Origin of the sequence: Hymenobacter volaticus (assembly GCF_022921055.1) — a bacterium.
Classification (GTDB): domain Bacteria; phylum Bacteroidota; class Bacteroidia; order Cytophagales; family Hymenobacteraceae; genus Hymenobacter; species Hymenobacter volaticus.
Map to the genome: position 1 here is coordinate 4069054 of NZ_CP095061.1, position 21641 is coordinate 4090694.

The 21641-nt window shown below is 51.0% G+C and carries 19 protein-coding genes and 1 pseudogene; 15 read left to right on the forward strand and 5 right to left on the reverse strand.

The features are described from left to right. Positions 1 to 482: 482 nt before the first annotated feature. The 3 genes and pseudogenes from MUN86_RS17685 to MUN86_RS17695 all read right to left on the reverse strand — a co-directional run bounded on the left by MUN86_RS17685 (position 483) and on the right by MUN86_RS17695 (position 4118). Positions 483 to 2110 (reverse strand): annotated as a pseudogene (locus MUN86_RS17685) (acyl-CoA carboxylase subunit beta). A 199-nt stretch (positions 2111 to 2309) separates the two neighbouring features. Continuing rightward, positions 2310 to 3341, reverse strand: a complete 1032-nt coding sequence (locus MUN86_RS17690) for an MlaD family protein (protein WP_245119372.1) — start codon at positions 3339 to 3341, stop codon at positions 2310 to 2312. Positions 3342 to 3398: 57 nt separating this feature from the next. Next, positions 3399 to 4118: an N-acetylmuramoyl-L-alanine amidase family protein gene (locus MUN86_RS17695; protein WP_245119373.1), complete on the reverse strand. Its 720-nt coding sequence runs from the start codon at positions 4116 to 4118 to the stop codon at positions 3399 to 3401. Positions 4119 to 4311: 193 nt separating this feature from the next. Between MUN86_RS17695 and MUN86_RS17700 the strand changes: the two genes are divergently transcribed. From MUN86_RS17700 to rplS, 8 genes are all read left to right on the forward strand, one after another. Beyond that, positions 4312 to 7254 (forward strand): putative LPS assembly protein LptD, encoded by a 2943-nt coding sequence (locus MUN86_RS17700; RefSeq protein WP_245119374.1) that lies wholly within the window; start codon positions 4312 to 4314, stop codon positions 7252 to 7254. Between the two features lie 146 nt (positions 7255 to 7400). Continuing rightward, entirely contained in the window at positions 7401 to 8216 is an 816-nt protein-coding gene (gene panB / locus MUN86_RS17705; protein ID WP_245119375.1) for a 3-methyl-2-oxobutanoate hydroxymethyltransferase, read from the forward strand. A 110-nt stretch (positions 8217 to 8326) separates the two neighbouring features. Next, the gene (locus MUN86_RS17710) at positions 8327 to 9034 is read left to right on the forward strand and encodes an RluA family pseudouridine synthase (protein WP_245119376.1); all 708 of its coding nucleotides are present in this window, start codon (positions 8327 to 8329) and stop codon (positions 9032 to 9034) included. Positions 9035 to 9336: 302 nt separating this feature from the next. Continuing rightward, the gene (locus tag MUN86_RS17715) at positions 9337 to 10095 is read left to right on the forward strand and encodes an acyl-CoA desaturase (RefSeq protein ID WP_245119377.1); all 759 of its coding nucleotides are present in this window, start codon (positions 9337 to 9339) and stop codon (positions 10093 to 10095) included. 251 nt (positions 10096 to 10346) lie between these two features. Continuing rightward, positions 10347 to 10889, forward strand: a complete 543-nt coding sequence (locus MUN86_RS17720; protein ID WP_245119378.1) for a 30S ribosomal protein S16 — start codon at positions 10347 to 10349, stop codon at positions 10887 to 10889. 114 nt (positions 10890 to 11003) lie between these two features. Next, a complete protein-coding gene (rimM, locus tag MUN86_RS17725) occupies positions 11004 to 11585 on the forward strand; it encodes a ribosome maturation factor RimM (RefSeq protein ID WP_245119379.1) in 582 nt (193 codons plus the stop codon). 20 nt (positions 11586 to 11605) lie between these two features. Then, complete coding sequence (trmD, locus tag MUN86_RS17730; RefSeq protein ID WP_245119380.1) at positions 11606 to 12283, forward strand: tRNA (guanosine(37)-N1)-methyltransferase TrmD; 678 nt, start codon at positions 11606 to 11608, stop codon at positions 12281 to 12283. Between the two features lie 189 nt (positions 12284 to 12472). Continuing rightward, positions 12473 to 12853: a 50S ribosomal protein L19 gene (gene rplS / locus MUN86_RS17735; RefSeq protein ID WP_245119381.1), complete on the forward strand. Its 381-nt coding sequence runs from the start codon at positions 12473 to 12475 to the stop codon at positions 12851 to 12853. Positions 12854 to 12932: 79 nt separating this feature from the next. On the opposite strand, the gene MUN86_RS17740 is transcribed toward rplS, so the two are convergent. Further along, positions 12933 to 13352, reverse strand: a complete 420-nt coding sequence (locus tag MUN86_RS17740; RefSeq protein ID WP_245119382.1) for a hypothetical protein — start codon at positions 13350 to 13352, stop codon at positions 12933 to 12935. A gap of 141 nt (positions 13353 to 13493) precedes the next feature. Here MUN86_RS17740 and MUN86_RS17745 point away from each other — a divergent pair, with 141 nt between their 5' ends. The 3 genes from MUN86_RS17745 (at position 13494) to MUN86_RS17755 (ending at position 17091) form a co-directional block, all read left to right on the forward strand. Next, complete coding sequence (locus MUN86_RS17745) at positions 13494 to 16028, forward strand: M1 family metallopeptidase (RefSeq protein ID WP_245119383.1); 2535 nt, start codon at positions 13494 to 13496, stop codon at positions 16026 to 16028. Next, positions 16019 to 16474, forward strand: a complete 456-nt coding sequence (locus MUN86_RS17750; RefSeq protein ID WP_245119384.1) for a hypothetical protein — start codon at positions 16019 to 16021, stop codon at positions 16472 to 16474. The genes MUN86_RS17745 and MUN86_RS17750 overlap by 10 nt, the downstream gene beginning before the upstream one ends. A gap of 62 nt (positions 16475 to 16536) precedes the next feature. Next, positions 16537 to 17091 (forward strand): inorganic diphosphatase, encoded by a 555-nt coding sequence (locus MUN86_RS17755; protein ID WP_245119385.1) that lies wholly within the window; start codon positions 16537 to 16539, stop codon positions 17089 to 17091. A gap of 239 nt (positions 17092 to 17330) precedes the next feature. On the opposite strand, the gene MUN86_RS17760 is transcribed toward MUN86_RS17755, so the two are convergent. Beyond that, positions 17331 to 18038, reverse strand: a complete 708-nt coding sequence (locus tag MUN86_RS17760; protein WP_245119386.1) for a DNA repair ATPase — start codon at positions 18036 to 18038, stop codon at positions 17331 to 17333. A 255-nt stretch (positions 18039 to 18293) separates the two neighbouring features. Between MUN86_RS17760 and MUN86_RS17765 the strand changes: the two genes are divergently transcribed. The 4 genes from MUN86_RS17765 (at position 18294) to MUN86_RS17780 (ending at position 21628) form a co-directional block, all read left to right on the forward strand. Further along, a complete protein-coding gene (locus MUN86_RS17765; protein WP_245119387.1) occupies positions 18294 to 18701 on the forward strand; it encodes a 6-pyruvoyl trahydropterin synthase family protein in 408 nt (135 codons plus the stop codon). Beyond that, positions 18694 to 19365 carry a GTP cyclohydrolase I FolE gene (gene folE, locus MUN86_RS17770; protein ID WP_245119388.1) on the forward strand — a complete coding sequence of 224 codons (672 nt, stop codon included), beginning with the start codon at positions 18694 to 18696 and terminating at the stop codon, positions 19363 to 19365. The genes MUN86_RS17765 and folE overlap by 8 nt, the downstream gene beginning before the upstream one ends. Positions 19366 to 19486: 121 nt before the next feature. Further along, complete coding sequence (locus MUN86_RS17775; RefSeq protein WP_245119389.1) at positions 19487 to 20401, forward strand: TIGR01777 family oxidoreductase; 915 nt, start codon at positions 19487 to 19489, stop codon at positions 20399 to 20401. Positions 20402 to 20410: 9 nt separating this feature from the next. After that, positions 20411 to 21628, forward strand: a complete 1218-nt coding sequence (locus MUN86_RS17780; protein WP_245119390.1) for a hypothetical protein — start codon at positions 20411 to 20413, stop codon at positions 21626 to 21628. Positions 21629 to 21641: the final 13 nt, after the last annotated feature.

A 21641-nucleotide genomic window follows, 5' to 3' on the forward strand; every position in this document is an offset into this window, starting at 1 on the left:
ATAGTCCCATTAAACCAGCCGATACCGCGGAGCGACAGCAATAAATTACCATCAAATGTCCTCTCTAAACCAAATCAATACTACAATGGGACTGAGATGAGGAATAACTACGATCAAGAACCCGAGAAGACCATCGACATACCATCTATAGGAAGGCGGCTTTTTGTCCCACCGGGTTGCAATAATAATGTGGCGACCAGTCAATGCCTTTGTTAGAACATCTACTGGCAACAGCAACACCAAAAACACAAGGGGCATAATAAGCCCAATGGCAGGTGTACCATGCTGATATAGGTACATTCCTCCTGCACCACACAGAATAGTTGCTGCTACATGCAAGCAGCACACTTTCAAGTTAAACAATTTATTGTAAGGTGCTTTCTCAGGCATACCTGACCAACTGGTCGTCATGAAAAATATATAACTAAATCCTACAAAAAAGCTCCATCCAGCTATAGTTGCGCTATGTGAATCTAAAGGCCTCATACCTGAATCACGCCCACATTGTAGGCCTTTTCAATAGGCGCGTGGTTGGCCATGGAAATGCCTTGAGAAATCACTTTGCGGGTTTCTAGTGGATCGATAATAGCGTCTACCCATAGGCGGGCGGCGGCGTAGTAAGGAGAAAGTTGCTCTTCGTAGCGAGCTTTGATACGGTCCAGCAGTTCCTTCTCGGCTTCGGGCGTAATGACTTCACCTTTGGCTTTGAGTGAGGCTACCTGAATTTGGAGGAGCGTGTTGGCGGCGGCGGCTCCACTCATTACGGCTAGTTGGGCGGTGGGCCAAGCCACGATAAGACGCGGGTCATACGCTTTGCCACACATGGCGTAGTTGCCGGCCCCATAGCTGTTGCCGATTATCACCGAGAATTTGGGTACCACCGAATTACTCATGGCGTTTACCATCTTGGCGCCGTCCTTGATGATGCCGCCGTGCTCGGACTGCGAACCAACCATAAAACCCGATACATCGTGCAGGAACACCAGCGGGATGCGCTTTTGGTTGCAGTTCATAATGAAGCGTGCCGCCTTGTCAGCCGAGTCAGAATAGATAACGCCGCCCATTTGCATAGCGCCCTTTTTCGTTTTTACAATCTTGCGTTGGTTGGCCACAATGCCCACGGCCCACCCATCAATGCGTGCTAACCCGCAGAGTAGCGTCTGGCCGTAGAGGTCTTTGTAAGGCTCAAACTCCGAATCATCAACCAAACGCCGAATGATGTCCATCATGTCGTAGGGCTTCACCCGGTCAGCGGGCAGCAAGCCGTAGATTTCCTCGGGCTTCTCTTTAGGTGATGTAGGAGCCTTACGTGAGAAACCAGCCGTAGCCTGTCCGCCCATCTTGTCGAAGATGTTGCGGATGTGGTCGAGGCATTCTTCATCGTTGGCGAACTTGTAATCCGTAACACCGGAAATTTCGGAGTGAGTGGTTGCACCACCCAAGGTTTCGTTATCGATGGTTTCGCCAATGGCTGACTTTACCAGATAGGAACCTGCTAGGAAAACCGAGCCGGTGCCGTCTACGATCATGGCCTCGTCGCTCATGATGGGTAAATAGGCTCCACCAGCCACGCACGGACCCATGATAGCGGCAAGCTGCACGATGCCCATGCTGCTCATCACGGCGTTGTTGCGGAAAATGCGGCCGAAGTGCTCTTTATCAGGGAAAATTTCGTCCTGCATGGGCAGGTATACTCCCGCCGAATCGACGAGGTAGATGATGGGTAACTTATTTTCAATGCTGATTTCCTGAGCCCGCAGGTTTTTCTTGGCCGTAATCGGAAACCAAGCTCCAGCTTTCACGGTGGCATCGTTGGCTACGACCACACACTGCCGCCCCTGCACGTAACCTACTACCACAACCACGCCCCCGCTAGGGCAGCCGCCTTCCTCCTGGTACATCCCCTCCCTGCAAAGGCCCCGATTTCAATGGTTTCGGAATCCTTGTCCAATAGGTAGTCGATACGCTCTCGGGCAGTAAGCTTGCCTTTGGCTTTATGAGCGGCAATTCGTTTTTCGCCGCCACCGAGCTGTGCTTTCTTTAAGCGTTGGCTGAGTTGAAAATTTAGCTGTTTGAGTAGATCGTCGTTTTTGTTGAATTCGAGGTTCATGCGGGTGGGAATGGGTAGGTAGGCAGAAAGCAGTAAAACGTTGAAACTGTGCGCTTGCCTTTTTGCTTAGGCATTTAGAAGCGCAGGCTCACTGTTCTATTACTGCTTCACTGTAGGGTAGGAAGCAAGAAATCCGCCTGTTGGGGCGGATTTCAAAGGTAGATAATGTGGGTCGGTTCTACGCCGACTGGGTCTAAGGTCACTTCTGTACGGCCGAATCAGAAGGCTGCAGAGTAGGTGTGGAAGTCACCTTTTTGGTTTCTATTTCTGTTTCTCCGTTAGGCTTCTTTTCCACTTCCTTCTTCACTTTCTCCTTGCCACCACCGAACACCGAGAAGTGCACGTAGCGCTTGGGATTCGCCTGGAAATCGGAGAGCAAAGAATTGGTGCTAGCCGCCGTGGCGTTAAGGTTGTTATAAAGCGAGTCATCGTTCATGAGCTTGCCCAACGAACCTTTCTGGTCATTCAACGACCGGTTCAAAGTCGTCATGGTTCCTTGCGCTTCCGTCATGGTGGCGTTCAGCTTGCGCATGGCCGGCCCAACGGGTGCCCCTTTGAGGGAATCACTGAGTTGGCTGAAGTTGGCCGCAATTCGGTCAAACTTCTTAGTAGTTACGGCCAAGTCAGAAGTCAGCCTAGCCATGTTGGTTGTAATCTGGTTGATGTTGCGCTGATTCATCACCAATAGATTCCTAAGGGCCTCAGTGCTGCCCTGCGCATTAAGCAACGTGGCCTGCAAGCTCACGCGGGCGTCTTTGTTTAGAAAGCTGTTCACCTTGGTCAACGTCGAATCGACAGTACCAAGCACCGGCAGAGCTTTGGCCTGGAACGCGTCGGTGATGCTGGCTACGGTATAAGACTTCAGCTCTTCGCCACCGTCATAGACTTTGGAATTTTTACCGAGAAACAGCGTAATCGTCTTGGAGCCTAGCAACGAGCCGCTTAGACTGGCTACTGTCGAATCGCCGACAGTAATACCTTTCTGCAATTCCACGGACACCTTAATGCGGTTGGCTTGCTCGGGCATCAGCCGCATTTCCTTAACCTGCCCTACTTTGATACCGTTCAGTATGACCGGATTACCTACGGTCAGTCCATCTACATTGTCGTAGGTGGCGTAATACGTGCGGTCAGAGGAGAGCAAATTGGCCCCTTTTAGGAAATTAAATCCTAGAACCAGGGCCGCTAAGGCCACAATGCCCAGTAGGGCTACTTTTATTTCTTTGGCCACGATAGTCTATCGTTAGTGATATGCAGAGAGAACTGGCCACGACAGGCGTAGAAAGGGCTATTCCCCGTTCATCACCTCCAGTTCGTTTTTGTAGTCGCGGAAGGCCCGGTAGATACCTGAAGCCATATACGCTTGCCCGGCTTTATCGTTCAGATACTTCTCTTCAGTTCGGTTGGTAAGGAAGCCTGCTTCAATAAGAACAGAAGGCATAGTTGATTTCCAGAGCACCAGAAAACCCGCTTGCTTCACGCCCCGCGAAGGCCGCTTGATAGTAGTACGGAATTGCCGGTCAACCTTCTGCGCAAACCGAATACTGTTTACAATGTGGGCACTCTGGTAGAGGGAGAATAGGATATGGCTCTGAGGAGAAGTAGGATCAAAGCCGTTGTAACGCTCTTTATAGTTGTCTTCTTGTAGAATAACTGCGTTTTCTCGCTTAGCTACCGAGAGGTTAGCATCCGTCTTGTGGGGGCCCATCGTCCAGACTTCGGTTCCGTAAGCGGAGGGCGCAGCGGCGTTGCAATGCACCGAGATAAATAAGTCGGCGTTGTTTTTATTGGCGATACCTGCCCGATCGGCCAACTCCACAAACACATTGGTTTTACGCGTATACACCACTTTCACGCCGGGCATGCTGTCTTGGATTAGGCGCCCGAGTTCCAATACAATTTTCAATGCCACATCGGCTTCTCGGGCACTTACACCCGCGCAACCACGATCTTTTCCGCCGTGGCCAGCGTCGAGAACCACCGTCCGCAATCGGTACCCTGTGGGCATACCAGAAAAGACAGGCCGCGGCACCGGAGCTTCCGGTGCTACCGCGGCTGGCGAGCCGGAAAAACACAACACGCCAATTAGGCACAAGGCGACAATATTCCGCACAGTTTTCGTTAGTGAAGAGCAGCGACCCGCTACCTTTGCAAACCGCCACAAAATAAACGAATAAAACCACGTGGCCGTACTCGAGCCTTTGTCCGACACCAGTATTATTTTCTTTATCAGGCCACTATGCCGGATTATCCGGCCCTTAGCACTCTGGATTATTCTAGGGCTCCTAGCATTTCCTGCCTTGGCCCAAACGCCCACTCGACGCCCCGGCGCCGACGTGCGCTCCGACGTGCGCACCCCGCCCCCCGTTCTGCGCCCCAATACTATTCGGACCACACGCCGAACAGGGACCAGAACTGCCGCTGACACGACTGGGCTAGTGCGCCGTTCCGGCACTGACTCGCTACAGCTCTCGACCGGCTCCCGCCGCAAAGGCGACGTGGAAACGACCGTGAAGTACGCGGCTAAGGACTCGATCCGCTTTAATGTGCAAGAGAAAAAGGCTACGCTCTACGACAAGGCCAACGTTGACTACGGCGAGGTGTCCTTGAAAGCAGCCGTTATCACGGTAGATTACAGCAAGAATCTAATTAATGCAGAGGGCGCCCCCGACTCTACGGGCAAGGTGCAAGACCGACCCATTTTCAAAAATGGGGCTGAAAACTACCAGGCGGGGCGCATCAACTATAACTTCAAAACCAAGAAAGGCAAGATTGCCGAAGCCGTGACGCAACAGGGCGAAGGCTACGTGCATGCCGATGTCATCAAGAAAAATCAGTACAACGAAATTTTTGGCCGCAACGGCCGCTACACTACGTGCAACCTAGAACATCCGCACTTCTTCATCAATGCTACCAAGATGAAGATGATTCCGGGCGAAAAAGTAGTAACGGGCCCATTCAACCTCGTTATTAGCGACATTCCGTTGCCCTTGGGTTTGCCTTTCGGCTACTTCCCTTCCCCGAGTAAGAGCCGAGCTTCGGGCCTTATCATTCCCACCTTCGGTACTTCTACCGACCGCGGCTTTTACTTGCGCAACGGCGGCTACTACTGGGCCGCCAGCGACAATATCGGTCTACGCCTCACGGGCGACATCTATTCAGGTGCTGGCGAGAAGTTTGGCGGCTGGCGCGGCACGGCCGAAATGCAGTATATCAAGCGCTATAGATACAGCGGCTTGCTAAGCTTTGAATTCTCTTCGCGCCCTAGCGAGTTACTTTCATCCGACGAAGGTGTTAGCACAGACCCAACGTATCGTCCGCCCCGCAAGCCGCAAACTTTCTGGTTAAACTGGAGTCATGCGCCCACCCCCCGTCCTGGTGGTGGCCGTTTCTCGGCCAGTGTACGGGCTGGTAGTTCCGACTTCAACCAGCAAAATTCAATAGACCCCGGTCGCTACCTCGCGCCTGCTTTTAACTCGACAGTTAGTTACAGCAAGCAACTGCGCAATGCTCCTATCAACTATTCCATCAACGCGAGTCAGAGCCAGAACGTCCAGACTGGCACTATGGACTTCACTTTGCCTGATATTACGGTGGGCGTAGCCCGGCAGTACCCTTATCAATGGCTAGGATTATCCCCTACTGGTAAGTTTTACGAGCAGTTTGCTTTTTCCTACACGCTAAATGCTCAAAACCGTCTCACCAACACACAGCCTGCTCGGACGCTCGGTAGTGGCATTCCGTTGCTTGGCGGCGCTAGCACGAGTTCAATCTTTCCTATCAAACTCAGTAACGTTGATAGACTGCTAAGCAACGCGCAGACCAGCATTCTGCACCAATTCCAAATCTCGCTTGGCAGCTATAACATCCTGAAGTTTATTAATCTGTCTCCCACCATTAACTATAATAATTCTTGGTATCTCAAGAAACTTGATTACAAGTATGACCCTGTAGCCCAAGCAGTACGCATTGATACGTTAAGAGAATTTAGTGCTGTAGGAGACTTTTCAAGTGGCTTCGGGGCAAACTTTGGAACCAATATTTATGGATTATACCAAATAAAAGGCAAGAAAATAGAGGCCATTCGCCATAAAGTCACGCCGAACATAAGCATCAATTATGTTCCGGGGAGAGGAGCTGGTAAGTCAGCTCAACGGATTGAAGGTCTTCCTTATTACGGTATAGCTCGCAACACTCCCGACGATAGATTAGAAGAGCTTCAGGCAGAACGAGCCCCTGTAACAGGCATAATATTAGATAGACGCTTTTACTCTCGATATCAAGGGTTTACTGGGGCGCCTTCTATTACTGGTACTAGTGCGGCTGGCACCGTAGGTTTTTCGCTTCAGAATTCGGTGGAAATGAAAGTGCGTGATAACAATGACACAACAGGTACCACACCCTTCAAAAAAGTCAGTTTGATTGATGGGTTGGACTTGAACTTCAGTTATAATTTCCTGGCTGACGCTGGCATCCCTCGGCTTTCACCCATCACCACTACCTTCCGAACCCAAGTGGCGCGCAAGCTTAATCTCTTGCTCAGTGCTACTTTCGAGCCTTATCAGCGTGACTCGTCTGGCACCATTATCAACAGGTACCTACTCGATCAAAGAAAACCTAAGCTAGCTCGCCTTGCTAATAGCAGCTTGTCGCTGAATTATCAGTTCAACCCAAGTCAAAAGCCAGGGCGCAAATCCAATATCAGCCGCGACGTAGCTCCCGCTAACGACCCGGCCCTTGGCGGTCCAATTCCAATTAACCCGTATGAGGATTATGTTGATTTCGAATTGCCTTGGGAACTGAGTTCTGGCTTCACTGCACAGTACACCGACCCGGGCCCACGCCCTAGCCGTGGTACCTACGTTCGACCTCGCTCACTTGCTGCCGCCTCGCTGAATTTAAGTGGTTCAGTGAAACTTACAGCAAATACGCGGGTAGGCTACACAACTAACTACGACTTCATCAACCAAACCTCAGCTTTCACTTCGCTCGATATTTTCCGCGACTTGCACTGCTGGCAGATTACAGGTACGTGGCGTCCGTTTAAGGGCTACGCGCAAGGCTATTTTGTGACGATTGCGGCTAAGTCATCGTTACTGCAAGATTTGAAGCTGAACCGTAACCGCACTTTCCTTAATAGGTAGTACGAGCTAATAATGCCGATTTATCCATAGAAGACAGTGCTGCTTGTAACCAGATAGTAGAGTTAGAGCGGTGGAAATGATAGAATTTCGACACTTTTGTCCGGAATTTCAGTCAATGCATCAGTTACCACTATAATCATCTTCTAATGTCGCAGCACAAAGAAGTCAAACTCGTGACCACGCACCAACTGCTGGCCATGAAACGGCGGGGCGAGAAAATTTCCATGCTCACGGCCTACGACTTTTCGATGGCGACTATTCTCGACGGCGCAGGAATTGATGTGCTGTTGGTTGGCGATTCGGCCTCCAACGTCATGGCTGGCCACGAAACCACCCTGCCCATCACACTCGATCAGATGATTTATCACGCTTCATCGGTTGTGCGGGCCGTGAAGCGAGCTTTTGTGGTCGTTGACATGCCTTTTGGCTCTTATCAGGGAAACTCCTCGGAGGCGCTCCGTTCCGCTATTCGCATCATGAAAGAATCTGGCGGGCACGGTATCAAAGTAGAAGGCGGCGCCGAAATAAAGGATTCTATCACCCGGATTCTAACTGCCGGTATACCAGTTATGGGTCACCTTGGCCTCACGCCGCAGAGTATCTATAAGTTTGGCACTTATACTGTGCGGGCCAAAGAAGAGGCAGAAGCGCAAAAGCTCATTGAAGACGCCATTTTATTGGAAGAACTTGGGTGCTTTGCCGTAGTACTGGAAAAAATCCCGTCCGCACTAGCCAAACAGGTAGCCGAGAAGCTCACGATTCCCGTTATTGGCATCGGAGCCGGCCCTGATGTAGACGGACAAGTCTTGGTTGTGCACGATATGCTAGGCATTACCAAAGAGTTTAAACCTCGTTTCTTACGCCGCTACGCCGACTTGGGCGACATCATGCATAGTGCTGTGCAGCGTTATATCGAGGATGTAAAAAGTCGGGACTTCCCTAACACCGACGAAGCGTATTAATTGCAACAACTACATATCAATGAGTAGAAAGCAATTTTCATTGGTATACTCCGTGCAAACATGCACCGAAGCTTGGCTGTTGCTCACTGTTCATTGCTGATTATTTACTAGTGAATCGTCCGAATCTGTGGTCGGAACGGAAGGAAATTCTGTTCGAAGACAATCATCTCCTCGTTATCAATAAGCCGGCTGGCCTGCTCGTGCAGGGCGACGCTACTGGCGACGAACCTCTCTCCGCAAAAGCTGAAGAGTACTTGCGCTTCAAGTACAAGAAGCCAGGTGCTGCCTTCATTGGAGTGGCACACCGTATTGACCGCCCTGTGAGTGGCATCGTGATACTAGCTAAAACCAGCAAAGCGCTGAGCAGGCTAAACGAGATGTTTCGCGACAACAAGATTCACAAGACCTATTGGGCCCTGACTGGCAAGTGTCCTGAGCCTACTAATGGGCACCTTACGCATTGGCTGGTGAAAGATCCCATCCGCAATACCACCAAAGCGTACACTGAGCGCCACGGCCAAGGTCAGAAGTCTGACCTCGACTACACTGTGTTAGGGCAAGCAGGCACCCGCTACTTAGTTCAGGTAAACCCCATTACAGGCCGCCCCCACCAAATTCGTGTGCAATTGGCCACTGGATTAGGTACGCCCATTGTTGGCGACGTGAAGTATGGGTTCTTGGCTCCGTTACCTGATGTAAGCATTGCCCTGCACGCTCGGCGGCTAGAGTTGCAACACCCAGTTACTAAGGAAGAAATGACCTTCGTGGCTCCGTTGCCTGACATGCCGCATTGGGAAGCGGCCACCGCGTATTATTAAACTTCGCTTTAGAATTAGACACTAAAGCTTTCTGCTGCATTTCAGTATTTAGCCGGTATTAACTGGTGCAGTTTATTATGCACAGTTACCCCCAAGATAAATTTTGAAGTTGTAGTACCTAATGCATTGTGCGGTTTAGCTGGAATAAAACCCTAACAACATTTTGGCCTTTCTATCACGAAAATTGCACTCAGCAGATAGTGGCCTTAGTTTTGTAAAAGCGCTTCTGAACTAAAGTATTGCATTTGGGCTTTGGCACCTGAAGCGCCTGCTCCCGACTTCGACCTTCATATAATTCCACTATGGCAATTCTCGTCTTTTTTGTTGCCCATTACTACTTGTCGCTGTTTACGCAGACATTCTATCTGCACCGCTACGCAGCACACAAGATGTTCACTATGAACAAGTTTTGGGAGCGGTTCTTCTTCCTCTTCACTTACATCTGCCAAGGCTCTTCGTTCCTGTCGCCGCGGGCATATGCGTTGTTGCACCGCATGCACCACGCCTACTCCGATACCGAGATGGACCCGCATTCGCCATTGTTCTCTTCGAATGCATTCTCGATGATGTGGAAGACTAAGAACATCTACAACGATGTGCTGAACCGCAACTACGCTGCTGCCGAGCGTTTCGAGGGCGATTATCCAGAATGGAAGTTGATCGAAAATTTGGGCGACAAATGGTATTCGCGCTTGGGCTGGGGCACGGCTTACGTGTTATTCTACATCAACTTCGCCACGGCATGGTGGCAGTATTTGCTACTGCCAATTCACTTCCTAATGGGCCCAATTCATGGTGCTATTGTGAACTGGGGCGGCCACAAGTACGGCTATCAGAACTTCGACAACCACGACCACTCGAAAAACACGCTGGCACTGGACTTCTTGGCCTTCGGTGAGTTGTTTCAAAACAACCACCACAAGCTCCCGATGCGTGTGAACTTCGGCGTGAAGTGGTGGGAGTTCGACCCCACGTATATGTTCATCTGGACTATGGACAAGGCTGGCATCATCAAAATCAAGCGCAAGCAAAAAGCCCAAAAGATGCGGGTGGCTGCTTAAGCCCATCTTGAATAAGAAGCTAGGTTTCTTTAGAGCCCTTGACAACACTTTGCTGTCAAGGGCTCTTTGTTTGAAATAGCAATATGTCTAGCCAACAAAATCAGGCCACTCCGTCTGCTATTGCAAGCAGACTTCGGCATAGTCATGTAGTTAATTCAGGGCCGGGCTTTTACGCTGCGAAAACTGTGCTTACCTTTGCACCTCATTTTTCAATCAGACGCACGAGTTGCGTCGCTTAACCAACCTGGTTTATGGCAGTTAAAATCCGCCTCGCCCGTCGTGGCCGCAAAAAGGCCGCTCAATTCGACATCGTTGTTGCCGATTCTCGTTCCCCACGTGACGGCCGCTTTATCGAGAAACTTGGTACCTACGACCCCAACACGAACCCCGCCTCTATCAACTTCGATGGTGACAAGGCTTTCGATTGGATCATGAAGGGCGCACAGCCTACCGACACCGTTCGGGCTATGCTCTCCTACCGTGGTGTGCTCTACCGCAAGCACTTGCAACTTGGTGTGATCAAAGGTGCTATTTCGCAGGAAGTAGCTGACCAGCGCTATACCGAGTGGAAAGAGCAGAAAGACAACAAGATTGAAAGCAAGCGCACTTCGCTTGGCACTGCAAAAGACGATGCTCGCGTAGCTCGTTTGGCTGCTGAAACCAAAGTGAAAGAAGCTCGTGCTGAGGCGCTGCGCAAGAAAAACACGCCAGCTCCTGTTGAAGCTCCTACTGCCGAAGGTGAAACCACCGACGCTGCTGCTTCAGCTGAAACCACTGAGGAAGCCGGCGCTTAAGCTTTTTGCTGGTAATCGAGGGAGAGGTGATTAGGAATTGAGTGATTGGAATGCGCCGGCTTCTAGTTACTCTCTCCTAATCACCTCTCCTCATTTTCTCGAAACTTCTACCTTATGACCCTCGACGACTGCTATTTGCTTGGCTCCATCGGCAAGCCCCACGGCCTGAAAGGGTTTGTTGTAGCTTTTCTGGATGTTGACGACTTGGATGCTTACCGCAAGGTGAAATCGGTATTGCTGGAAATGCCGACTGCTCCTGGCAAGCTAACTACCTACGAGGTGGAAAAGCTGCAGCCTCAGGCTGAAAACCGGGCGTTGCTGAAACTGAAGGGCATCGACCGGATAGAGGAAGCTGAGCCACTGCGCAACGCCAAGCTCTACCGCCCTCTGGAGGCATTGCCTCAGCTAGAGGAAGATCAGTTCTACTTCCACGATGTTATTGGCTTCACGGTAGTAGACGAGCAGCTAGGCCAATTAGGTGTCGTAGAAACCTTCTACGAACTACCTCAGCAGGATTTGCTAGCCATGCGTTACCAAGGACAAGAAGTGCTGATTCCGGTTGTGGACGAGTTGATTTCTCGCGCCGACCAAGCAGGCAAAAAGTTATACGTGCAGCTTCCTGAAGGCTTACTCGACGTGTACCTCACGCCGCCCTCTCGGGAGCGTGACGAGCCCGACGAATTCGACGAACCGTAGTCCACTCCAAGCTGCTTGCTATGCGTATTGACATCGTGACGTGCCAGCCAGATTTGCTGGTCAGCCCCTTTGCACACTCCATTGTGAAGCGTGCACAGGATAAAGAGCTAGCCGAAATTCATCTGCACGATTTGCGCCGTTATGCCATCAACAAGCATGGGCAAATTGACGACTACGTATTTGGAGGCGGCGCCGGCATGGTCTTGCGGGTTGAGCCTATTGCGGCCTGTTTTGATGAACTCCTAGCACAACGTAGCTATGACGCTGTCATCTACATGACCCCCGACGGAGAAACTTTGCGGCAGTCTCTAGTCAATCGTCTGTCGTTAGCAGGCAACCTGCTCATTCTTTGTGGGCACTACAAGGGCGTTGACGAACGAATTCGACAAGCATATATCACCCACGAAATTAGTGTGGGCGACTATGTGCTTAGCGGTGGCGAGCTGGGTGCAGCGGTCTTGGTCGATGCTGTGGTGCGTCTACTGCCTGGAGTTCTTGGCAACGAGGAATCAGCCTTAAGTGATTCGTTTCAGGACAACCTGCTGGCTCCTCCGGTTTATACTCGTCCGGCAGAATGGCGGGGACACGAAGTACCCGAAATTTTGCTTTCTGGCAACACACCTAAAATTGATATCTGGCGGCACGACCAAGCATTGGAACGAACCCGGCAGCGCCGTCCAGACCTCTTACAAGAGTAAAACGGTGGCTTTACGAAATAATGCGTTTGCCGTTCTGCTTTTTCAGAGAGCATAAACCACTTCTGTTGAGCGATAAACTCGCAATTTGATAAGCTCACAGTTTCACAATTTCAAAACAAAGCGCTATATTTGCGCCTCCTTACCCGAAACCATAGACGGCGCGGCCGTCCTTTCACAGTTTTTTCAGCCATGAGCGTACTACTCGATTTTATTCAGCAGGAATCCCAGGAGCGCCGCGCCAGCTTCCCTAGTTTTGCTGCCGGCGACACGATCAACGTCCACGTAAAGATCCGCGAGGGCAACAAGGAGCGTGTTCAGCAGTTCCAGGGTGTTGTTATTCAGCGCAAGAACCCTAACTCCAATGGTGAGACTTTCACTGTTCGTAAGATTTCCAACCAGATTGGCACTGAGCGTATCTTCCCTCTTCTGTCGCCTAACATCGACAAGATCGAGGTAATCCGTCGCGGTAAAGTACGTCGGGCACGTCTGTTTTATCTGCGTGGCCTGTCGGGCAAAGCTGCTCGTATCAAGGAGAAGCGCTTAAACATAGCAGAGAAAGTTTCTGCTTAAGCTTTCTGATAATAAATAAAAAAGCCGGCCCGCTCTTCATCGAGCAGGCCGGCTTTTTTATTGGTAGTCTCAAACTGTTCTAACGGTTTGAGGAATCTTGCTGCAAATCTTGATCAGTTGAAGTTTGTGGGCTTTGTACTTGCTTGGCAGCTTGTAGCAATGTCTCGCCTAGCTTGGTAACCCGGTCCGAGGTATTTGGGTTGTCAGCAAAAATGGCCGCTTTGATAGTGTTCTCGCCGAGACGTCCTAGAAGCTGACTTACCAGCTTAGAGTCGATGGAACCGCCACCAAAGTGGGCCTTCAGCGCCTGTAGGTCGACTACAACTTGGTGCAATTCAGGGTTATTGACGTCTTTCACATCTTCTATCCAGCGTTGCAGTGCATTATCGAGGCCAGCGCGGCTGGCTTCTTCAACTAAATCACCGCTCAGAATTTTGCTGGTACCGTCGAGGTGGTTCTGGTGCTGGGTGTCGTCTTTGGGCTGTTTGTGGAAGGACATGGCGATGTAATTGGGCCGCCGAAGCGGAGTTGGAAAGTACTGCCTGTGCAAACGGAGGGCACCTAGCAAAGGTTGTAGCGCGGCCATACGTAACAGATAGTTACTTTCGTTTCAGTATCATCTCGTTCCTTGTTGCCTCGTATGAAAAAATTTATAGTCGGCTTCTGGCTGATTGCGTTGCCCCTGCTGGCACTGTCGCAGCCCACAGCTAAACCTGTGTCCCCTGCTGCTTATTGGCAGCAGCAGGTCAACTATTCCATTGATGTCACGCTGGATGATAAGCAGCATGTGCTCACAGGTCGCGAAGAGCTGGTGTATACCAATAATTCACCGTCGGCATTGCCTTTCATCTGGTTCCATTTATGGCCTAATGCTTATCGCGACGACAACACTGCTTTTGCTCGGCAGCAACTCCGCAACCAAAGCCGTAAGTTTCATTTTTCCACTGCGCAGCAGCGTGGCTTCATCGACCAGCTTGAGTTCAAAGTAGACGGCCAGCCTGCCAAGCTAGAATACGACCCTGAAAGCCCCGATATGGCCAAGCTGGTGCTACCTCAGCGGCTGGCCGCAGGTGCCAGCGTCACGATTACCACTCCGTTCCGGGTAAAGATTCCAGATTCTTTCTCGCGCTTCGGCCATGTCGACCAGAGTTACCAGATTACACAGTGGTATCCTAAACCAGCCGTCTATGACCGGAAGGGATGGCACCCAATCCCGTACCTCGACCAAGGCGAGTTTTATTCGGAGTTTGGGTCGTTTGATGTTCGCATTACCTTACCCACCAATTACACGGTAGGCGCTACTGGTGTACTGCAAAACCCCGAAGAACAGGCCCGCCTCGACCAATTAGCCGCGGCCACTGCTCTTAAGAAAACCGCCACTGACTTCGGCGACGATCTAAACTTTCCACCTTCTACCACTGAAACCAAAACCCTGCGCTACGTGCAGGACCGCGTACACGATTTTGCTTGGTTCGCCGATAAACGTTTTAATGTGCTGAAAAGCGGCGTGACACTGCCATCAGGTAGGCAAGTAGCTACGTGGGTACTATTCACCAATAAAGAAGCTGCGAAATGGCAAAGAGGTCTGCAAGACGTCGATTCAGCCATAGTTTATTACTCACGTTGGGTAGGCGAGTACCCTTATAGCGCGGCTACGGCCGTAGATGGCGCACTGAGTGCTGGCTCGGGCATGGAATACCCCATGGTAACCGTTACGCAGCCGGCAGCTATTGTGCATGAAGTAGGGCACAATTGGTTTTATGGCATCCTAGCGTCCAACGAACGGGATTTTGGTTGGATGGATGAAGGCGTCAACTCCTATGTAGAAAATCGAGTAGCCGAGTTGCATGGAGAAAGTGGAGGAATTTTGGCGGGGCTGCCCACCAAGGGTACTGGCGCTCGACTCTTAAGCATCGATGGTCTTCCTAACGCAGCGCTCAGCCAAATTCCCTATCAAACAGTGGCAAGTCGAGGCCTCGATCAGCCGGTAAGCAACATCACCTCGGCCGATTATGGCAAGCTTAACTATGCTATCATCATGTATGGCAAGACAGCATCCTTGCTGAAGTATTTGGCAGCGTACTTAGGACAAGAGAAATTCGATGCCGCCATGCACGCGTATTACGAGCAGTGGCAGTTTCGTCATCCTTACCCCAAGGATATGCAGGCTGTGTTCGAGCAAACGACTGGCCAGAAGCTCACTTGGTTTTTTGGCCCGATGCTCAATAGCACATACCGCTACAATGCCGTGATAGCCAAGTCGAAAGAGGAAAAAGGGCAGCGCAAAGTATTAATTCGCAACGACTCCCCTACTCCATTCCCGTTTCCGGTAGCAACGCTGGATGCACAAGGCAAGGTGTTGGAAACCCAATGGACCAAGCCCTTTACGAACACTGACGAAGACGACAGCGCGGTACTGCGGTTTAAGGAGGAAGGAGTGGCTGCTATTGTTGCCGATCCTGAGTATCTCACGCCCCAGCTCAATCGCCGCGATGACCGCCTCCGGACAACTGGTCTCCTACGCGCTTTGGAGCCTGTGAAGCTACGCCCTGTAATAAGTCCGGAGCGGTGGGATTGGGCCACGATCAACTGGCTGCCGGTGATTGGCGCCAATACATCGGACAAGTTTATGCTGGGTGCTGCTTTCTACAACAGTCCGCTCAATATCAAGAAGTTTAGCTACTTGGCTATGCCTATGTACAGCTTCAACCGTAAAGAGCTGAATGGTATTGGTGTTTTGAACCTGAATATTTTGCCGGTTCAATTCACGCGTCGGGCAGTACTCGGGGTGGTAGTGCAGCGCTTCGAACGCTACCGCAAAGTTGAGCCCAGCCTGACGCTTCAGTTGCCCCATACTGCCTTCGACAAGCCGCAGCATACGGTGAAGTTAGCCAACACAGCCATTTACACCCAGGATGACCGCGTCACGGCTAGTATCCAGTCGTTGGAGTATGGCGTCGGTATCAGCAATGCTATCCGGCGTTGGAACGGACATATCGAATTCAACTATTTCACTCCTGACCTTTCGGAAGACAATAGGCGCACCGTAGCGGCGCTGGTGCGCGCTGAGGTAAAGCATACCCGCTACTACTCTCCCAAGAAGACCTTCTCTGTGCGCCTATTCGGGGCAGCTTCCTGCAAAAGGCGAATGATACTCCTTTTGCCATGGGGCTAAGTGGCAGCTTTGATTACCGTCGCCAAACGATGTTTCTCGACCGACAGCAGATTTCGCCTAGTTTGGCAGCTCAAGAGCATCAGTTTGATGATCGGGACGGTGCCTTCAAGGCAAATGTTCCTGTGGCAAGTCGCCGTTGGCTTACTACGCTCAATTTGCAGGCTGATTTACCCGTGACTCCACTAGGAATCTTTGCCGATTTTGGAGCGACTAAGGAAAAGAACCAAATAGTAGCAGACCGCAATCCACAACGGCTGTATTACGATGCAGGGGTGAGCTTGCCGTTGATCAACCGGGTCCTTAGCTTTTATTTCCCGGTGGTGGGCTCTCAATACGGCAACGGCTTTCCTGCCAGCCGCAAGGACTTCACCGATCAAATTAGATTTGTGCTGCGCCTCGATCAATTAAATCCGTTTCGGCTGCTTGATGAGCAGCTAGCGCAATAGCTATTCTCTTGCTTCACTTGTTCAGTTTACGCTACTCTGCTTGCTTCTCAGTAGCTGTATTGGTGATTAGCATCGTTGTAAGCTGCACTCCTCAATACGAAGAATTACCTACTTTTTCGGCGGAGCGTAAGCTACTGCAAGTAGTTGTGGAAATGCCGGCCGGTACCAACCATGCTCGCCGCTACGACCCAACAAGCCACGACTTTGTGCCCGTGCGCCGGGCCGGACAGGAATTGGTTGTTGAGTTCCTGCCATGCCCTGGTAATCAAGGTTTCATACCCGGCACCCGCCTAGGTGCCGCGGCCTGGCCATTAACGGCGCTTGTGCTCACGGAAGCTCAACCTGCTGGAGCAGTGCTGGAGGTATCACCTATCGGATTGCTTACACTCGATGACAATGGGGCATTGAAGCCAATAGTGTTGGCGGTGCCAGCTCGGCCTAGTCAGCAGATCTTACATGAAGTAGCTACATGGCAGGACTTAATTAGCCGCTACCCCGGCGCTAAGGAAGTTATTCGGCAATGGTTCTTGCATCAAGGGCGCCCTGGCGAGATACGCATTGTGAGTTGGAAAAACGAAAAAGCTGCCGAACAGCAGGTGAGAGACGCCATGAATTAAACGATGGCTTATGGAGGCATTACCATTATTCTGAAAATTAGCGCTTACTAAATCTCCTAACTAGAAGATTGCAGTCTGTAATTCTGTATAGCCTGCTTACTGAATAATGCTAAATCCATTGTTTAGTAATCTTACATGGTAAGTATTGTAGTAAAACAAGAAAGCCGCTCCCATGGGAGCGGCTTTCTTGATGATGGTGAGTACAATTTATTAATATACCAGCGGCGCTTTTGCTAACACTACTCGATCTTGTTCATACGCTCCTTTACAGCTTCAAGAGCTACACGCATGTTAACAATGTCGGCGCGAGCGGCTTCTTGCTCTTTGAGGTTCAGGTCGACTTGGTTGTTATACTGTAGCAACTCAGCGGCATTCTGGGCTAATTGCTGCTGAATTTCAACCTTCTTCAACTTGTTCTTCTCGATATCCTTCTTGATGGCATCTGACTTTTGAATCACTGCCATGTGGTTGTTTTGCGACGATACAAGTGACTTCTCAGCTTCAGCTACCTGTACGGCAAGGTCTTCGCGGTACAACATCCGTGCGAAATCTTTCAGATACTTCTCGCTAGCTTTCCACTGTACCGGCGTGGCATCCTTGCTCAAATAAGCGTTACCTAAGTCAACAGACCACCAAACCGATGTACCGGTAGGGGTAGCATCCACTTTGCTGATTACACGGATAGGTGTTTTCGAAATGTCTTCAATAACAACACCTTCCAGCTGGTAAATGCCTTTATCAGACTTCACCTTATTGCCGAACTGTGCGTCAAGCTGCTTCTTCCAAGATTCGTCAACGCGCTTGCTGTCCAACTGAATGGTTACGCGTTGGCCTTTACGGGGAATCCCTTTGATAGCCATATCCGTTTCATCAACGGGTGATTTCTGTGCGTAGCCAGTCGCCGTCAGCACAAAAAACAACAGGGAGAGGAGTACGCCTTTTTTCATGTTAATGAGATAATTAGTGGTACGTGAGTCTCGTTTAAGTCCGATTTTTATATTTCGACTCTTCAAATTTAACTACTCCCCAAACATCTTGTTACGCCCGAGAATGTTTTTTTTCGTCTAATTGATCTTTTATTAAATAGGTTATATCACATGTTGCCAAACTGACAAAAATGCTATTTATCGAACCTCTCATACTTTCTCTTTCAGTAGTATAAACCACAAAACATAATCACCTATTCACGGTTTCCCTCTCCTATGCCTGTAACTGTCTGCCGAAAAGAACACTTCAATGCCGCACATCGTCTGCACAATCCTGCCTGGAGCGACGAGCAGAATCAACGCGTGTTTGGCAAATGCAACAACCCGAACTACCACGGCCATAACTACGAGCTTATCGTACGCCTTACTGGGGAAACAAATCCGGAAACCGGCTACGTGTATGACATGAAGCGGTTGAGCGACCTCATTAAACGCGAGATTCTAGATACCTTTGATCATCGGAACCTAAATCTGGATACGGAGGAATTCCGCCAACTCAATCCAACTGCGGAGAATATTGCGGTTGTTATCTGGAATCGGTTGCGTGCGCACTTAGATCCGCAACTGAGCCTCTCGGTTACTTTGTATGAGACCGAGCGAAACTTTGTAGAATATCATGGATAAAGCCGTGCCTACCCCGGCTGGGGGCACCCCGCCCGTCGACACCCACCTGTCGGCCGATTTACGCACCCCTCTTCGCCCTGATGCTTTTGATCTCAGCGAAGAAGAGAAGATTGCAGGTATAACTGAGCACTTTCGCGAGATCATGCGCCTGCTAGGCCTCGACTTAACTGATGACAGCCTAGCTGGCACGCCTCGCCGTGTGGCTAAAATGTACGTGCAAGAGTGGTTCCGTGGGCTTTCACCCGAACACCGACCTGAGGTACGACTTTTCGACAACCGCTACCAGTACGGCCAGATGTTGGTGGAGCGCGACATTACACTCTTCTCGTGCTGTGAGCATCACTTTGTTCCTATCATTGGCAAGGCTCATGTAGCCTATCTACCCGGCGAGCATGTGGTGGGGCTAAGCAAACTCAACCGGGTAGTGCAGTACTACGCCCGCCGGCCGCAAGTGCAGGAGCGTCTTACCCGCCAGATTGCGGAAGAGCTGAAGCAAGCCTTACATACTGATAACGTAGCCGTGCTTATTGAAGCCGACCACTTATGTGTGATGAGCCGTGGTGTAAACGACACCAGTAGCTCTACACTTACGGCAGAGTATGGGGGCATTTTTGGCGAAGATGCAGCGCTACGAGCCGAGTTTTTGCGTTTGATTGGCAAATGAGTTTTAGGGCAGATTGCAGGTTTTTCTGGTTTTAGTTATAGGTTGCCGTAGTTTTTCAATCTAAGCTCAGAAAGCTGCTCTTTGCCCTACAACTACACACCTATAATAAGCTCCCTACGCCATGTCTCGTAAAGTCCTCATCAGCGGTGGTACTGGTATGATTGGCACCCGTCTTGCCGAGATGCTTATTGATGCAGGCTACGAGGTAGCTTTGCTCAGCCGGCAGCCTAGTACGGGCCATTATCGTAGCTTTCGTTGGGACTTACGAGCAGGCACCATCGACGAAGCCGCTATACCCTACGCCGACTACGTCATTAATTTGGCGGGCTCTAGCGTTTCGGATGGTAAATGGACGGAGGAGCGCAAGCGCGAAATTCTAACGAGCCGCTTAGGTGGCACTGCTTTGTTGGCGCGTGAGCTAGCCAAGGACGGCCACCATGTACGGGCGTTTGTTTCAGCCTCGGCAATCGGTATTTACGGGGACAGTGGCGACCAAGTGGTGAACGAAGAAACACCTCCTGCTTCGGCTACCGATTTTCTAGTAGATGTTTCGCAGCGCTGGGAGTTGGCAGCGCACGATGTAGAGCGCCTCGGCATCCGGACCATCATCACCCGCATAGGTATCGTGCTGAGTCCAGAGGGTGGGGCACTAGTACCGCTGGCGCGTACTGTCAAGATGATGGCGGGTGCTCCGCTTGGCACGGGCCGGCAGTACATGTCCTGGATTCACCTCGACGACCTATGCCGCCTTTTGATGCAAATGCTGGAAGAACCACAGTGGCAAGGCACTTATAATGCTGTAGCTCCAAACCCCGTTACTAACAAGGAATTTACCGAAACCTTAGCCAGCGTGCTACACCGTCCGCTGGTGCTGCCGAAGGTGCCGGAGTTTGCCCTAAACTTAATGATGGGCGAGATGAGCGAGATTGTGTTAGCCAGCCAACGCGTCAGCGCCGAAAAGGTGCTTCGCCAAGGCTTCACGTTCGAGTATCCCCACCTGAAGCCAGCACTAGAGTCGTTCTACGAAGAGGAGTAGTAGTACCCAATGCGGACGCTACTTCGGCTACTGCTGTGCCTGCCCTTATTTTACTTGGTGTACCTGAACTACCAGCTGTACTATGAGCCGCAGATGGCAATAGTTGCTGGTCGACCTATCAATCAAGATTTACTGGGGCAACTGCGCTTTCTCAAAACCCGCATGCATCAAGGAGCCGCGGAGGATATGCAACAGCTATACCCAGAAGGCTTCGTGTATCTCAATGCTCTCTACGGGCTGAGCTGGGTGGAGCTAGCTGGTAGCCTACCCGAAAGTTCAGCTTTACGCTACGAGGCGTTAGCGGAAAGTTCCTGGGCCGTACGAGCTATTCTTTCCCCAACCGGGCGCGTACTATTTGAGGAGGATCTGCCACTACCCTACGGCGCTTATTATCGAGGCTGGTCTACCTACCTGCTGGGCCGCTACTTAACTGCGCAAACACCCGCCGAGCGGACTGCCGCTGACGTCAGGCTGTTCCGACAAAATTGCACGCAGATAGCGCAGGCTTTGAGTGCAAGTCCCACTCCCTACCTTGAATCGTACACGGGCGCGGCGTGGCCTGCTGATGGCATGATGTGCCTGGCGGCTTTAGCGTGCCACGACCGAGTACTACCGCCGCTTTATCAACCTACTATTCAGCAGTGGCTAACAGTAGTTGATACACGCCTCGACTCGTTGGGCATGATTCCGCACAAAACGGACGCTCGCACTGGCGAAGTAACACAAGCCGCCCTCGGAGCGTCTCAAAGTCAACTGCTCAATTTTCTGTATGAAGTAGACTCCACCTACGCCCGGCGGCACTTCAGGCTGTATCGGCACCACTTTCTTACCTCTCGTTTTGGCTTGCCAGGTATGCGCGAATCGCCGCAGGAGGCGGACAACGCGGAGCACATCGATTCGGGGCCGGTGCTATTGGATATTGGTGGAGCAGCATCTATTGTGGGTCGGCGCATTATGCAGCGCTACGGCGACACAGTTACCGCCGTCGGCCTACGCAATAGTATAGAGGCTTTCGGTATGCCTTTTCAAATCAACGGTCAGAAACGCTACCTTTTCGGTCAACTGCCTATTGCAGATGCCTTTATTGCTTGGAGCAATTCGCTAGAGGTGAACCACACCATGGACGCTCCCTCGTGGTCGCGCATCCATTTTCACGGACTATCTACGCTGCTGGCGCTCGGACTGTTGATTGCGCTGTATATGCTTCGCCGCAGGCCAGTTAGCTAGTGAAAAATCAAAT